The organism is Roseburia sp. 831b (genome assembly GCF_001940165.2).
Lineage (GTDB): Bacteria > Bacillota > Clostridia > Lachnospirales > Lachnospiraceae > Roseburia.
Map to the genome: position 1 here is coordinate 216,407 of NZ_CP135162.1, position 16,094 is coordinate 232,500.

Here is a 16,094-nt window from a genome sequence, read left to right on the forward strand (position 1 = left end):
GTAAAAAACTAACGGAGGAGAAGGAAGAATGAAATTTAAATCGATAACGATGAAAAATTTTATGCGCTACAAGGGAACCAATCAGATTCAGTTCAGTTGTGATCCAGAGAAAAATGTAACGGTAATATTAGGAGATAACACAGTTGGAAAAACAACAATTGCGCAGGCATTTCGCTGGGGATTATATGGTGCAATTTTTGCAGAGCGCGGGAAAAAGCAGGAAGACTATCTGCTCTTAAATAATGATGTTTTGGCGATGATGGATGCCAATAGCCATGCAAGCGTTTCTGTGGAATTAGTTGCCGAAGATGAGGAAAAACAGTACCGGATTTTTCGTGAAATCAGCTACGCCAGGATATATCCGAAAATGATGGTGCGTGAGGTTTATAAAAAATTAGAACTACATACATCGGAAATAGAGACAAGAGGTGATGAAATCGAAGTTGAAACAGAAAAAGTGCAGGAGGTCATCAATGAACTTTTCCCAAGAGACTTGTCACACTATTTTCTGTTTGATGGTGAACGCTGGAGTGATGTGACCGTTGGTGGCGTAAAAGAAAGCATCAAGGATTCGGTGCATATTTTAACCGGGCTTTCGTCATATCAGGCTGCACTCGATCATTTAAAAGATATGGGTGGAAATTCTGTCATTCGTAAATTTAAAAGTAAAATATCCGGTTCAGGAGCAGTTTATGATGGTCTGGAAGAGGAACGGAAACGGTTAGAGCATTTGAATGAAAAAAGAGAGGAAGAAATCGGGACGATTGATATTAATGTTTCGCATTACCTGGAAAAATGTGAGGAAATCAATCTGTATCTCGAAGAAAATCAAAATACAGAAAAAATGCAAGCCGATTATAAGCGGTTAAAAGTGGTTCAAAGTGCACAGGAAAAACGTGGTGTTGATAATTACAAAACGCTGGTTAACGATTATAGCAATCAGGCATTTATGATATTTGCGCAACCGCTGATGAAGGAAGCACTCTCCATGGTAAAATCGGTCGCGGGTGAACGGCGTGATATTCCTCACATGCGTCAGGCGAGTATTGATTTTATCATCAAAAGCGGAAGATGTATCTGTGGAAATCCGATTCATGAAAATTCGAAAGAATTGGAATGTCTGTTAGAACAAAGGCGTTATCTTCCACCGGCAGATATGGGGTCTTTGCTTGGAGAATTTGAAAAAACATGTAAGCAATGGGAAAACAGAACCGTAGATACTGCCAAGGAATTAAAAGAACAGGCAAGACTGGTGGACGATAGTATTCATGACTACAACGAAACCTGTAATCAGATTGTGGCAATGGAAAAGCAGATGGAAGAACATGTTGATTTTGCAGAACCAAGGCGGCAATTAAAATATTATAAAGAAGAAATTCAGACGCTCAGCATTAAAAAAGGGGAATTGCAAGGGCAGATTCAGTCATCCGAGCGAAGAATCATGCAGATTGAAGAAGAGATGCGCGGACAGGAGGCGAAGAATGAGGAAAATGCGAAATGGAGAAAACGCCTTCAGATTGCAGAACAGCTTTATGATTCGATGAAACAGGATTTTGATGAAAAGGAAAAGAAAGTATTTCTTGAGTTAAATCAGCAGGTTCAGGAAAATTTTAACCGCATGTTCAATGCAAAAGATAAAAAGATTCAGCTGAATGAGCAGTACGAGATTCAAATGTTATATAAAACAGAAATTGGCTTTCGCGAAGAAAAGAATCTTTCAGAAGGAGAAAAAATTGCAAGAAACTTTGCGTTTATCGTGACTATTCTGGATTATAGCCGCAAGAAGGCTGCCGAAAAAGGGGATGGAAGTATGGGAGACACGTTACCAATTGTACTTGATGGTCCATTTTCCAAATTGGGAGATGAGAACATCAGTTTGATTGCAAAAGTCTTACCGCAGGTTTCCGAGCAGGTCATTCTTTTCATGTTGAAAAAAGACTGGGAATATACCGGATTAGATGAATATGTCGGAGCATCCTATTTTATTGAAAAAGAGGCGGATAAGGCATACGCATCAATCAAAAAAGTGGGAGGTGACAACATTGGCTAATTACGAATTTTTCAAAAAGGAATTTGAGTTTCGTGGAAAACATGCCAGAATGGTCGGTGAATTGTGGAAAGCGAACGATTATGAACATACCTATTTTAAACGATTGATAGATGTTTATATCTTAGCAGCAGTGGTTGGATTTCGGCTGGATCGAAAAGCAGATGAAGATTATGCGCCATTTGAACCGAGAAGTATTTTCCCGGAACAGTTAATCCGCGAGAAGGACAAGCTTGATTTTTTAATGCAGATGATTTTAATGTTAGAATTTGCAGAAAAAATGCCGCAGGAAGAAGCGGTAAAAATAGCATTTCGTGGTGCCGAGACAAAAGAAGAATTTGACCGCTACAATGAGATTTTTCATTCCTATGTAAGAGGCGGTGTCGAGGAACTGTATGAACGATTGATTATTCGAAAAGCAGAAGTAGATGATGATTACCGGGATAATAAGACGGCGAATCTGATGACACTTTTCGAGTGGTTTGCACCGAAAAAAAACAGCTTTACAAGATGAAATCAATGGGATATAATATAGGAGAATTATAACATACCAAGTAATAACAGGTTCTTACAATAAGGTAAGATACCTAAAAGCTCTAATCCCATTCTTCGGAATGGGATTATCTTTTATCCGAATTTATTTAAGCGCACTTAATAAATAAATTTGTCCCGGTATGGTTCAAATGAAAGGAGAACAGGTATGGAAGACAAAATGTATTACAGGATTGGGTTAGACATTGGAATTGCATCGGTTGGATGGGCAGTACTTCAAAACAACAGTAACGATGAGCCGGTTCACATTGTGGACATGGGAGTTCGAATTTTTGACAAGGCAGAACAGCCAAAAACAGGGGAATCATTGGCTGCACCAAGAAGAGATGCTCGTTCCGTAAGAAGACGTTTACGCAGAAGAAAGCACAGATTAGACAGAATTAAATGGTTGTTTCAGGAAAGTGGATTGATTGAAATCGATTCCTTTATGGAGCGATATCACAAGGAGAATTTGCCGGATGTGTACAAGCTTCGTTATGAAGCACTAGATCGAAAGCTGAGTGATGAAGAACTTGCACAGATTCTATTACATATTGTAAAACACAGAGGGTTTAAGTCAAACCGTAAAGCGGAATTAAAAGAGAAAGATAATGGGGCTGTCTTAAAGGCGACAAGTGCAAATGAGGCACTGATGAAAGAAAAAGGATATCGCACTGTCGGAGAGATGCTATACTGTGATATTGCGTTTAAGACTCCGTGTGCATGGAGTGAAAGTGGATATATTTTATCACCACGTAATAAAGCAGAAGATTACAGACATACGATAAAACGTGACTGGCTGGTTGAGGAAGTAAAACAGATTTTTGCAAGCCAGCGTCAGCTTGGAAATACAAAGGCAACGGAAGAATTAGAAGAAAAATATCTTGAAATTATGCAGAGCCAGCGTTCTTTTGACATGGGGCCTGGACGACAGAGTGATGGAACACCGAGTCCGTATGCGATGGAAGGTTTTGAAGGCCGTGTTGGAAAATGTACACTTGAACCAGAGGAATTGCGTGCTGCAAAGGCGACATATACAGGTGAATTGTTTGTTGCATTACAAAAAGTAAACCATATTCGTCTGGTAAAAAAGGATGGAACATCAAGACCACTTAGTGCGGACGAGAGAGCATTGATTATGGAAATGCTTCATTCTAAGAAAGAGGTTACCTACAAGGCAATTCGTAAAAAATTAAATATTGATGAAACCTATAAGTTTAACATGTTAACTTATAGTGAGAAAAAGGATTCTGAGACAACAAAATTTGCCGGCATGCCATGGCATTATGAATATCAAAAGAGAATTGGATATTTTGCAGATGAGTTGCCAAAGGCAGAACGTGAAGAACTATATAATAATATTGGACGAATTTTAACCTGTTATAAAAACGATGATAGCAGAACAATCCGTTTAAAAGAACTTGGGTTAGAAGATGAGGATATCGATAAATTATTAGAGTTAACACCGAGCAAGTTTTTGCGTGTTTCCGTCAAAGCAATGAAGAAAATTGTTCCGTATTTGGAAGAAGGGATGATTTATAATGAAGCTTGTGATGCTGCAGGCTACGATTTTAAGGCAGATGGTACACAGAAAAAAAGCAAGTTGTTAAAGGGCGAGGATGTGACTACAACCATTAATGAGATTACAAATCCGGTTGTAAAACGTTCTGTTTCTCAGACAGTGAAAGTTATCAATGCAATCATTCAGAAATATGGTAGTCCGCAGGCAATCAATATTGAACTTGCACGTGAGATGGCAAGAAACTTCCAGGATCGTATGACGATGGACAAGAACATGAAAAACCGTGCGGCTGAGAATGAAAAGATAAAAAAAGAAATTCAGGAACTTGGAAAACTATCTCCAACAGGTCAAGATATCTTGAAGTATCGTTTGTGGAAAGAACAGGATGGGGTATGTCTGTATTCAGGAAAACACATTCCGCCAGACGAATTATTTGACGCAGGTTATGATATTGATCATATTTTACCATATAGTATAACATTTGACGATAGTATGCGAAATAAAGTTCTGGTTACGTCGCAGGAGAATCGTCAAAAGGGAAATCGCACGCCGTATCAGTATTTTGGAAATAATCCAGAAAAATGGGAAGCGTTTGAAGCAAGGGTATATCATATTGTTCATGATTACAGAAAACAGCAGAAGTTATTTAAGAAAGAGATTACAAAAGAAGACAGAAATCAGTTTAAAGAACGTAATCTAAATGATACCAAATATATAACAACGGTAGTCTATAATATGATTCGTAAAAACTTGGAGTTCGAATCATTTTATAATCCAGAGAAGAAAAAACATGTTACAGCGGTAAACGGTGCTATTACGTCCTATTTAAGAAAGCGTTGGGGCATACAGCCTAAGAATAGAGAGACAGACACACATCACTCTGTGGATGCGATAATTGTTGCATGCTGTACCGATGGCATGATTCAAAAAATTTCAAGAAGTGCACAGGCGAGAGAAGCGATATATCAGCAGGATGGAGCCCTCTATGATTATGAGACAGGGGAGATATTTAACCGAGATGAATGGAATGAACGTTATGGAAAACAGATTCCAAGACCGTGGGATGCATTCCGTGATGAACTAGACGTTCATTTGGGAACAGATCCGAAAACATTCTTGGAAACGCATCCGGACGTTACAACAAAGATTGATTATCCGGAGGAAATTTTTGAAAATTTACATCCGATTTTTGTCTCACGTATGCCAAATCATAAGGTAACAGGGGCAGCACACGCAGATACAATTCGCAGTAACAAGTACCATGAGGACGGAGGTTTCGTTGTTACTAAGACGGCATTGACAGACATTAAGTTGAATAAAGATGGAGAAATCGACGGCTATTTCAATCCAGAAAGCGATATGGTACTTTATGAAGCTTTAAAACGCCAATTGAAGTTATATGGAAATGATTCCAAGAAAGCGTTTGCAGAACCATTCCATAAGCCAAAAGCTGATGGAACGGAAGGTCCTGTTGTACGCAAGGTGAAAATTCAGAAAAAGTTATCATTGGGTGTTCCTGTGAATAATGGAAACGGAATTGCAGAAAACGGTTCCATGGTAAGAATCGATGTATTTCGAGAGAATGGAAAGTATTATTTTGTTCCAATTTATACGGCAGATGTTGTGAAAAAGCGGTTGCCAAATAGGGCGGCGACGGCTCATAAGCCATATGAAGAATGGAAAGAGATGAAAGATGAGAATTTTATTTTTAGCTTGTATTCTAGAGATTTGATTCATGTAGTGAGTAGGAAAGAGATGAAGTTAAATCACGTAGAACAAGGAAATATCGTAACAAAAGAAATGTATGTGTATTATACTGCCTCAGATATAGCAACAGCCAGTATATCAGGAATTGCTCACGATAGTAGTTTCAAATTTAGAGGTCTAGGAATACAAAGCTTAGAAGTATTCGAAAAATGTCAGGTTGATGTGTTAGGCAACATTTCTGCTGTACGAAAAGAAAAACGTATGGGTTTCAACTAGAGAGAAGGTGAAACATGGGGTATCGCAATATCAAGATTGACAGTAATGTGAAACTTCATATTAAGAATCAGCAATTAGAGATTGAGATGGGAGAGTGTGTAAGTATTCCATTGGAAGACATTAACTGTATTCTAATTGAGAATCAGACCGTATCATTATCAAGTTATTTGCTACAAAAGTTGTCGCAGTATGGAATTGCGCTTTATGTGTGTGACGAAAAGCATTTGCCGAATGCGGTATTGCTTCCCATGGTTCGCCATAGCAGGCATTTTAAAATCTTGAAATGCCAGATGAACATCTCAAAACCTTTGCAAAAACGTTTATGGCAGCAGGTGGTTGTTCAGAAGATAAAAAATCAGGCATTATGTCTGAAATTGCTTGAACGGGATGGAGCAGAAGAATTAATGAAGATGGCAAAGGAAGTCCAATCGGGAGACCGGACACATGTGGAAGCAAAGGCGGCAGCCTTTTACTTTAAAAGTTTGTTTGGTTTCGGATTTTCGAGAGGAGATGACCATATTATTAATTCTGCATTGAACTATGGATATGCAATTATCCGTGGGCTGATAGCAAGGTCAATTGTTTGCTATGGGTTAGAACCTTCCATTGGTATTTTTCATAGTAGTGAATTGAATAGTTATAATCTTGCGGATGATATGATTGAACCGTTTCGACCGTTGGTTGATGTATATGTAGCACAGCATTTTGATATTTCGGAGGTTGACAGTGGACTGACACCAGAGATAAAGAAGGGCTTATTTGGAATCATCAATTATGATATGTTAGTGAAAGGCGAAAAACGAATCATCAGTAACAGTATTGATATGTTGGCAGCAAGTTATAGCAGCGCATTGCAGGGCAATCGTACAGGGCTTGACTTGCCAGAACTGATGCCGTTACAGGTGCATAGTTATGAATAAGTTTATGAGATTATTAGTATTTTTTGATTTGCCGGTTGTGTCACCAAGTGAAAAGAAGGCAGCGGCAAAATTTCGCAGGTTTTTATTAAAAGATGGTTATCATATGATACAGTGGTCAGTATATTCTCGTATTTGCAATGGAACTGACGCAATTGCAATGCATGAATCACGATTGAAACAAAATTTACCCAAACGAGGTTCTGTTCGTGTACTTACCCTTACAGAAAAGCAATATGAATCCATTGAAGTGTTGTTAGGAGAAAAGACATTTGATGATGATTCAGATTCAACAGAATTGCTAAATATTTTTTGAAAAACAGTATAATTAACTTAGTTTTGAACATGAAAATAGTCTTTTGAAATGTGAAGAACCCCACTCAATCCATTGGATTTTGTGGGGTTCTTCCGGCCCTATTATAACATACCAAGCAATAACCGGGACTTACAACGTTGAAAGTGTCAACAGTTCCTAGTATTTAATTATAACATACCAAGCAATAACCGGGACTTACAACCTATACAGTGTAATTGTAAATTATTACAATATTATAACATACCAAGCAATAACCGGGACTTACAACTACGAAAGGAAAAAAGAAATGAAATATATTATTATAACATACCAAGCAATAACCGGGACTTACAACTGTTCAGCTCAGTACATTGCACTTAATACAATTATAACATACCAAGCAATAACCGGGACTTACAACTAAAGAAATTGACTTCCTCAAGGTAGCACAATTATAACATACCAAGCAATAACCGGGACTTACAACCAATCTTGTCAACCTCTTTTTGCAAAAAATATTATAACATACCAAGCAATAACCGGGACTTACAACCAAAGATGGCGAAGATGTTATGCGAATTGAATTATAACATACCAAGCAATAACCGGGACTTACAACGTACGACCGTGGAGATAATATCAATGTAATATTATAACATACCAAGCAATAACCGGGACTTACAACTAGTTTTTTTAATTTTCGCTCAATATCAATATTATAACATACCAAGCAATAACCGGGACTTACAACAATGAAAGCGAAGCAGGTTTTTACTTTGAATTATAACATACCAAGCAATAACCGGGACTTACAACTAGGGTTTCCCTACTCAACTACCTTTCTTGATTATAACATACCAAGCAATAACCGGGACTTACAACGATGCTGTGAGATATATTGCACAGATGTTAATTATAACATACCAAGCAATAACCGGGACTTACAACTAGCTATTTGCTCTAACTCTTCTTGGACTTATTATAACATACCAAGCAATAACCGGGACTTACAACGTTGATAAAGTCAATTTCTTTCATGCCGTAATTATAACATACCAAGCAATAACCGGGACTTACAACAACCTATGTAGTTCCTGTCGCAGAACAGGTATTATAACATACCAAGCAATAACCGGGACTTACAACTGTAAGGAATTTTTCAGAGAGTACATTGACATTATAACATACCAAGCAATAACCGGGACTTACAACAATCGTTCAAAAACACATATATCTTCATTAATTATAACATACCAAGCAATAACCGGGACTTACAACTAGACACGCGAATATATATCGCACCAAGCTATTATAACATACCAAGCAATAACCGGGACTTACAACGTACGGAGTATTCAACAGAATCCGTGCAGAATTATAACATACCAAGCAATAACCGGGACTTACAACTCCATATATAGATGGGTCTAATGGTATTTCATTATAACATACCAAGCAATAACCGGGACTTACAACAAGCGTTCAAAAGTGCATATATCTTCATTAATTATAACATACCAAGCAATAACCGGGACTTACAACGGAATGAACCTTTAATCTGTATGAATGGTAATTATAACATACCAAGCAATAACCGGGACTTACAACTCCATATATAGATGGGTCTAATGGTATTTCATTATAACATACCAAGCAATAACCGGGACTTACAACCAATATGCACCGCCTTAATGTTATCAGTTTATTATAACATACCAAGCAATAACCGGGACTTACAACAGAAAAATTAATTCCAGGGTCAGTTGATAAATTATAACATACCAAGCAATAACCGGGACTTACAACATGATGGAAAATTGTGTGTTTCAAAGCACAATTATAACATACCAAGCAATAACCGGGACTTACAACTGAATCGTAACCTTAGATTTTTGAGCCAATATTATAACATACCAAGCAATAACCGGGACTTACAACTTGTTTAATACCTTGTAAACTATGCAACCAATTATAACATACCAAGCAATAACCGGGACTTACAACCCCTGCTATACTTATGTCGTATTGCCATATATTATAACATACCAAGCAATAACCGGGACTTACAACTTTTTGCCACCCCCTCTACGTCATAAATCTATTATAACATACCAAGCAATAACCGGGACTTACAACGTCAGCAACTTCCCCACCTTTTAAAAGGTTATTATAACATACCAAGCAATAACCGGGACTTACAACAGGAACAGTTTACAACGGCAACTTAAAAAGATTATAACATACCAAGCAATAACCGGGACTTACAACGTAAATTATGTAAAGTTTTTTCAAATTTAATTATAACATACCAAGCAATAACCGGGACTTACAACTAAGGAAAAAGCGCACAACCAACATGACGGATTATAACATACCAAGCAATAACCGGGACTTACAACCACACAACACGACCCTATGCGTTATACTTTATTATAACATACCAAGCAATAACCGGGACTTACAACAATCTTCTTTACTCATTGTTTACTTCCTCTATTATAACATACCAAGCAATAACCGGGACTTACAACAACTACAAATTCCTCAACTGGAATTTTATATTATAACATACCAAGCAATAACCGGGACTTACAACTAGAAACAGCCGCTTTTTCGGCTGTTTCTGATTATAACATACCAAGCAATAACCGGGACTTACAACAATCGTTCCAATTGATCGTGTTCCTCCATTATTATAACATACCAAGCAATAACCGGGACTTACAACTCTTCGGTTGTTTGCTTGTAAATGTTTCTTATTATAACATACCAAGCAATAACCGAAATCTGTAACTATGAGCAATAAAGTGTAATGTAAATATAACTTGGATATATAGACGGATGGGAATATTTGAGATAATATGCTATTATTAAACTGTCAAAATTAATCAGAAATATAATTGGTGTTAAATAGCAAAAATACATAATAATTATACTTAGTAATAACAGAGATTTACAATGTCCCTGTTGTTGGATGCCAAGTAGCCCCGATATAATATATAAAGTAATAACCGGGACCTACAACATTTTTTGTTCCCGTAACATTTATAGGAGAATTATAACATACCAAGTAATAACCGGGACCTACAACTACTCAGCATAATGTATTATGTAATCATCAATAATATAACAAATAACTTTACAAAATACAATGATTATTATATTATGCTGAGTATAAGCTAATATAAACACGCAAAGACGCGGAAAGCAAATTAATATGAAAGGGGAAAAATCAATTTGTGCAAAGAAATTATTCTATACCATGGGAGTAAAGAGATTGTTGAATTCCCAGAAATCAGAATTCAAAGATTCCACAAGGATTTTTATTTTGGCTTTTATTGTACTATGTATCCAGAACAGGCGATTCGATGGGCAACAAGATTTGATGGGATAGGATATTTAAATGAGTACAGATATATGCCGAATGATAAGTTAAATATAAAAAAGTTTCCACAGATGACGGAGGAGTGGCTTGATTTTATTGCAGCATGCAGATCTGGTAGACCACATGAGTATGATATTGTTGAGGGACCAATGGCCGACGATACAATATTCAACTATGTTCAGAATTTTATTGATGGAAAAATTAGTCGAGAAGCATTTTGGGATTTGGCTAAATTTAAAAAGCCAACTCACCAGATTAGTTTTCATACTGTAAAAGCTTTAACAACATTGACATTTTTAAAAGGAGCCAAAGTAAAAGATGAAGAATGACAGTGCATTATTTTTTACCTGCAGTCTAATTGAATTTATTGGTCGACAGCAAAAACAACGCCGGTCTGCGGTTGTAAAATATCTTGGAAAAGATACAATCCGAAGAATATACAGTTATGCGGATGTATTTCATTGTGAACCAATTGAAAAAGTTGCGGATGACTTTATCACCAGGACAAAGATACCAACGGGGACATATGATAATGTTGCAAAGTGCAGATATCTTGTACCAGATTATTGGACAATTGGAGAGGTATATGAACGCTTGATTGAGGACTTGGAAGAACAGGCGGAAAAGAGCGTGGAGGAATGGATTGTTGAGGTATACACATCGTGGATAGATGCTGCGATATCAAACTATAATACAGATTTTTATTATCAACCACGACAATATATTGTTGAATGTTATAAAGAAGGAAAAGTATGTGCATAAAAGGAGGCCTCCAAATGTCAAAAAGCACCCTAATCAAAGACACCACCAAAGCAGAGCGAATCGCCCTGATTAAAAGCTGGATTCCAGACGATGACGGTTTAGAGGACTGTGACATCGATCTTTGGGAGATGTACCGGGATTACATTAATGGAGAAAAAGAGATTGTGGAAATTAATGCCGCATTTCAAGCGGATTATATCAGTGACGAGGAGTAGCAGATGGTATTTATAGCAATTGCGGCAGCAGTATTTGGCATTGATTTCGGAATCAAAAAGTTTGTCGAAAAGAAATATCAAAGAAAAGTCAGGCATTCGAAATTACATAATACAATTGTGATTGAAAAATATTATAATAACGGAGCGGCACTAAATCTGCTTGCAAAAAGACCGAAGGTGATGCGGGTGCTTCACACGATTGTGATGCTTGCTGTTTTGCTTGTGGACGGGATGCTGCTAAAGACGCCGGATAAGACATGGACGAAGACCGGACTTGCGCTGTTGACAGGTGGTGGTCTGAATAATTTATACGACCGTTACACGAAGGAGCATGTGGTAGATTATATCCGGTTTAATATCGGACCAAAATGGTTTCGCGACATTATTTTCAACGTGTCCGATTTTTTCGTGTTCTTAGGAGCAATTTTTGTGGTAGCGGGCAGTGATGCCGTTTAAAACAGGAGGAACAATTTCGTGACAAAAGAGCAGTACCGGAAGCTGACAGAGTTTTTGAGGAAGGATGACAAAAAGAAAAACGCGGTTGTCTTGCTCAATCGAATTTTAACTACAATTGTATTTGTGACATATCCGCTGTATCTTCTTTTCCTATTATGGAAAAAAGAGGTCTGGCTGGCACGGGCAATCATTGTTCCACTCGATTCTTTTTTGGTAGTAAGCTTTGTACGGTATTTAATCAATGCAAAACGTCCCTATGAAAAATTTGACCTGCCTCCGGTTTTGGAAAAAGATACCAAAGGAAAATCCTTTCCAAGCCGTCATGTGTTTTCGGTGTTTATCATTGCAATGACCGTGTTTTATACATTCCCATGGGCGGGAATTGTCTTGATGGTGATAGGCGTTTTACTTGGCGCAATCCGTGTGGTTGGCGGTGTACATGAACCAAAAGATGTGGCAGCAGGCGCACTTGTTGGAGTTCTGTGCGGACTTATAGGATATTATTGGATATAAAAAACGGATGGGTACCTCCATGAAAAATCGTTCAGGAGGCAGCCTATCCGTTTTTGATTTTTACGATTAAAGCGTGTATTTTTTGCGGTACGCGCTTGGCGTCATTTCAAATCTTTTCTTGAAAATACGGTTAAAATAAGAAAGATTGTCAAATCCTACTTCTGCGGCAATATCTAAGATAGAAGATTCGGAAGAAAGCAAAAGCCTCGAAGCCATCGTAAGCCGGTATTCGTTCAGGTAGTCAATGAAGGAAGTTCCCATCGTATTTTTAAAATATTTCATAAAATGGGACTGGCTTAAATGAACCTCATTTGCCATGTCTTCCACCGTGATTTTTTCCATATAATTGTTTTCGATATATTTTAAAATCGTTTTCATTTTCTCCAGCGACTTGTAATCCTTTTTCGGGGCCTCTTTTAAGCAACATTTATTAAAGAGCGTGAAAAAGAAAAGATAAAGCTGGCTTTTGATGAAAAGCTGGTATCCCTGCGGATTTGTTTTACAAATCTCATCATTGGCGTCGATGCAGGCAGAGATTTCCTTATAATACGGATCTTCTGGACGGTAGAACATCGGCACAGCAACATTGCCGTGGAGCAGGGGCTCTATGTACTCGGTGTTGCAGGAGTCCGTCTTTTTTGAAAGCAGAATATTTGGGTGAAAAATAATATTTTCATATTCCATCGATTCATTCTCAAACTGTTCAATCGAATGAAGCTGACCGGGCAAAATCAACGCAATCATTCCGGCACTGACCTGGTATTGTTTCAATTCCACTGTAATGATACCGCGTCCTTTCTTAATATATACAATTTCGATTTCATCGTGCCAGTGTACCGGCACATAGGAAAAATCGAGCGGAATCGAACACAAATAGGTAATATACGGAAAAAGCGGGTTTCCATGTAAAATTTTTTCGTGATAATTTTCATACTCTAAGATATTCATGATGATAGTATTGTACCACTTTTTGGTGAAATATTACAAGAAAAAAGAAAAAAATGACGATATACTAATCTCATAAGAAACCCGATTTACGAAAATTTACGAAAATCAATTTTAAAAATGGAGGATTTTTATGAAGTTACAGGAAATCGTAACCAACAGATACAACAAAAGTATCGCAGATTGTACAAACGAAGAAATCTACTTTGCTTTACTTGAAATGACAAAAGGAATGGCAAAGGCAAAAGAGAGCAACGAAGGAAAACGTAAATTATACTACATTTCCGCAGAGTTCTTAATTGGTAAGTTATTATCCAACAACTTAATTAACTTAGGAATCTACGATGACGTGAAAAAGCTTCTTGCTGAAAACGGAAAGAACTTATGTGAAATCGAAGAGGTTGAGCCAGAACCATCTTTAGGAAATGGTGGACTTGGACGTCTTGCTGCATGTTTCCTTGATTCTATCGCAACTCTTGGATTAAACGGTGACGGTGTTGGTCTTAACTACCACTACGGATTATTCAAACAGGTATTTGAGAACAATCTTCAGCATGAGACACCAAACCCATGGATTGAAAAAGAAAGCTGGTTAACAAAAACAGACGTTACTTACCCAATCCAGTTCGGCGGATTCACATTACAGTCCAGATTATATGATATTGATGTAACAGGTTACGATAACCGTACAACAAAACTTCACTTATTCGACGTTGAGACAGTTGACGAAGGATTAGTTGGAGACGGAATCGATTTCGATAAAGAAAACATTGCAAAGAACTTAACACTTTTCTTATATCCAGATGATTCTGATGATGCAGGACGTATTTTACGTGTATATCAGCAGTACTTCATGGTAAGCAACGCTGCAAGACTCATCATTGATGAAGCAATTGCAAGAGGATCTAACTTACATGATTTACATGAATATGCAGTGATCCAGATTAACGATACACATCCAAGTATGGTAATTCCAGAATTAATCCGTTTATTAATGGAACGTGGAATTCTTATGGATGAAGCAATCGAAATCGTAACTAAGACATGTGCATACACAAACCACACAATCTTAGCAGAAGCTTTGGAAAAATGGCCAATCAGCTTCTTAGAGAAAGCAGTACCTCAGTTACTTCCGATCATCTACGAATTAAACAGCCGTGTTGCAAAGAAATTCGACGACAAGTCTGTTGCAATCATCGATGATGAAAACCGTGTACACATGGCACACATGGATATCCACTACGGATACAGCGTAAACGGTGTTGCATACCTTCATACAGAAATCTTAAAAGATACAGAGTTGAACAACTTCTACAAGATTTACCCAGAGAAGTTCAACAACAAGACAAACGGTATCACATTCCGTCGTTGGTTATTACACTGTAACCCAGAATTAACACAGTTCTTCGAATCTTTAATTGGACCTGGATTCAAGAAAGATGCAACAGAATTAGAAAAATTAGGACAGTTCGTGGATGACGAAGCTGTACTTCAGAAATTATTAGATGTAAAAGCTGGAAAGAAAGCAGAATTAAAGAATTACCTTGCAAAAACACAGGGCATCGAATTAGATGAGAATTCTATCTACGATATCCAGATTAAGAGACTTCATGAGTACAAGAGACAGCAGATGAACGCTCTCTATGTGATTCATAAATATTTTGAAATCAAAGCTGGTAAGAAACCTGCAAGACCAATCACTGTATTATTTGGTGCAAAAGCAGCTCCTGCTTACATCATTGCAAAAGATATCATTCATTTAATCCTTTGCTTACAGGAACTCATCAGCAAAGACCCAGAAGTTTCTCCATACTTAAAAGTTGTTATGGTAGAAAACTACAATGTAACATTAGCTGAGAAATTAATCCCGGCAGCAGATATCCATGAGCAGATTTCCCTTGCTTCCAAAGAGGCATCCGGTACCTCTAACATGAAGTTCATGTTAAACGGTGCAGTTGCAATCGGAACAATGGATGGAGCGAACGTAGAAATGCACCAGTTCGTTGGTGATGATAACATCTACATCTTCGGAGAATCTTCTGAAGCAGTTATCGAGCACTACGCAAAAGCTGATTACGTTTCCAAAAAATACTATGAGAACGACGAAAACATCAAGAAAGCAATCGACTTCATCGTAAGCGATGAGTTAATGGCAATCGGATGTAAAGAGAACTTAGAGCGTCTCTACAACGAATTATTAAACAAAGACTGGTTCATGACATTACCAGACTTCGAGGAATACGTTGCAACAAAAGAACGTATCTACGCTGATTACGAAGACCGTATGGCATGGGCTAAGAAGATGTTAATCAACATCAGCAAAGCAGGATTCTTCTCATCTGACAGAACAATTGCTCAGTACAACGAAGATATCTGGCATTTATAAGAAGTGTAGCATCGTTCCCCCGACGATGAGACATAGATATATCTTTATATATAATTCTTCCTTTATAAAAGGAGCTGTGTACAGGATACACGGCTCCTTTTTTGCTTTATAGGAAATTTCTCAAACAGTCAGAAATA

Annotated in this window: 12 protein-coding genes and 1 CRISPR repeat array; of the genes, 11 read left to right on the plus strand and 1 reads right to left on the minus strand. The window is 37.5% G+C overall.

Annotated elements, in window-relative coordinates; all coding sequences use genetic code 11:
* Nucleotides 1-28: 28 nt before the first annotated feature.
* The 10 genes from BIV16_RS00930 to BIV16_RS00975 all read left to right on the plus strand — a co-directional run bounded on the left by BIV16_RS00930 (nucleotide 29) and on the right by BIV16_RS00975 (nucleotide 12,626).
* Nucleotides 29-2,050: an AAA family ATPase gene (locus BIV16_RS00930; protein ID WP_075679821.1), complete on the plus strand. Its 2,022-nt coding sequence runs from the start codon at nucleotides 29-31 to the stop codon at nucleotides 2,048-2,050.
* Nucleotides 2,043-2,561 (plus strand): hypothetical protein, encoded by a 519-nt coding sequence (locus BIV16_RS00935; protein WP_075679820.1) that lies wholly within the window; start codon nucleotides 2,043-2,045, stop codon nucleotides 2,559-2,561. Before BIV16_RS00930 ends, BIV16_RS00935 begins: the two co-directional genes overlap by 8 nt.
* Before the next feature lie 186 nt (nucleotides 2,562-2,747).
* On the plus strand, nucleotides 2,748-6,083 hold the full coding sequence (gene cas9 / locus BIV16_RS00940; RefSeq protein ID WP_075679819.1) for a type II CRISPR RNA-guided endonuclease Cas9: 3,336 nt from the start codon (nucleotides 2,748-2,750) through the stop codon (nucleotides 6,081-6,083).
* Between the two features lie 14 nt (nucleotides 6,084-6,097).
* Nucleotides 6,098-7,003 (plus strand): type II CRISPR-associated endonuclease Cas1, encoded by a 906-nt coding sequence (cas1, locus tag BIV16_RS00945; RefSeq protein WP_075679818.1) that lies wholly within the window; start codon nucleotides 6,098-6,100, stop codon nucleotides 7,001-7,003.
* Complete coding sequence (cas2, locus tag BIV16_RS00950; RefSeq protein WP_173664539.1) at nucleotides 6,996-7,316, plus strand: CRISPR-associated endonuclease Cas2; 321 nt, start codon at nucleotides 6,996-6,998, stop codon at nucleotides 7,314-7,316. The genes cas1 and cas2 overlap by 8 nt, the downstream gene beginning before the upstream one ends.
* Before the next feature lie 100 nt (nucleotides 7,317-7,416).
* A CRISPR array of direct repeats spans nucleotides 7,417-10,090; the repeat unit is 36 nt; unit sequence ATTATAACATACCAAGCAATAACCGGGACTTACAAC.
* Nucleotides 10,091-10,544: 454 nt separating this feature from the next.
* Nucleotides 10,545-11,009 (plus strand): DUF3990 domain-containing protein, encoded by a 465-nt coding sequence (locus tag BIV16_RS00955; RefSeq protein ID WP_075680253.1) that lies wholly within the window; start codon nucleotides 10,545-10,547, stop codon nucleotides 11,007-11,009.
* On the plus strand, nucleotides 10,999-11,442 hold the full coding sequence (locus tag BIV16_RS00960; protein ID WP_075679817.1) for a hypothetical protein: 444 nt from the start codon (nucleotides 10,999-11,001) through the stop codon (nucleotides 11,440-11,442). The genes BIV16_RS00955 and BIV16_RS00960 overlap by 11 nt, the downstream gene beginning before the upstream one ends.
* 14 nt (nucleotides 11,443-11,456) lie before the next feature.
* Entirely contained in the window at nucleotides 11,457-11,657 is a 201-nt protein-coding gene (locus BIV16_RS00965; protein WP_075679816.1) for a hypothetical protein, read from the plus strand.
* Nucleotides 11,658-11,660: 3 nt separating this feature from the next.
* On the plus strand, nucleotides 11,661-12,113 hold the full coding sequence (locus tag BIV16_RS00970) for a signal peptidase II (RefSeq protein WP_075679815.1): 453 nt from the start codon (nucleotides 11,661-11,663) through the stop codon (nucleotides 12,111-12,113).
* An 18-nt stretch (nucleotides 12,114-12,131) separates the two neighbouring features.
* The gene (locus BIV16_RS00975) at nucleotides 12,132-12,626 is read left to right on the plus strand and encodes a phosphatase PAP2 family protein (protein ID WP_075679814.1); all 495 of its coding nucleotides are present in this window, start codon (nucleotides 12,132-12,134) and stop codon (nucleotides 12,624-12,626) included.
* Nucleotides 12,627-12,692: 66 nt separating this feature from the next.
* On the opposite strand, the gene BIV16_RS00980 is transcribed toward BIV16_RS00975, so the two are convergent.
* On the minus strand, nucleotides 12,693-13,574 hold the full coding sequence (locus BIV16_RS00980; protein ID WP_075679813.1) for an AraC family transcriptional regulator: 882 nt from the start codon (nucleotides 13,572-13,574) through the stop codon (nucleotides 12,693-12,695).
* Nucleotides 13,575-13,704: 130 nt separating this feature from the next.
* On the opposite strand from BIV16_RS00980, the gene BIV16_RS00985 reads away from it, so the two are divergent.
* The gene (locus BIV16_RS00985) at nucleotides 13,705-15,957 is read left to right on the plus strand and encodes a glycogen/starch/alpha-glucan phosphorylase (protein WP_075679812.1); all 2,253 of its coding nucleotides are present in this window, start codon (nucleotides 13,705-13,707) and stop codon (nucleotides 15,955-15,957) included.
* Nucleotides 15,958-16,094 lie beyond the last annotated feature (137 nt).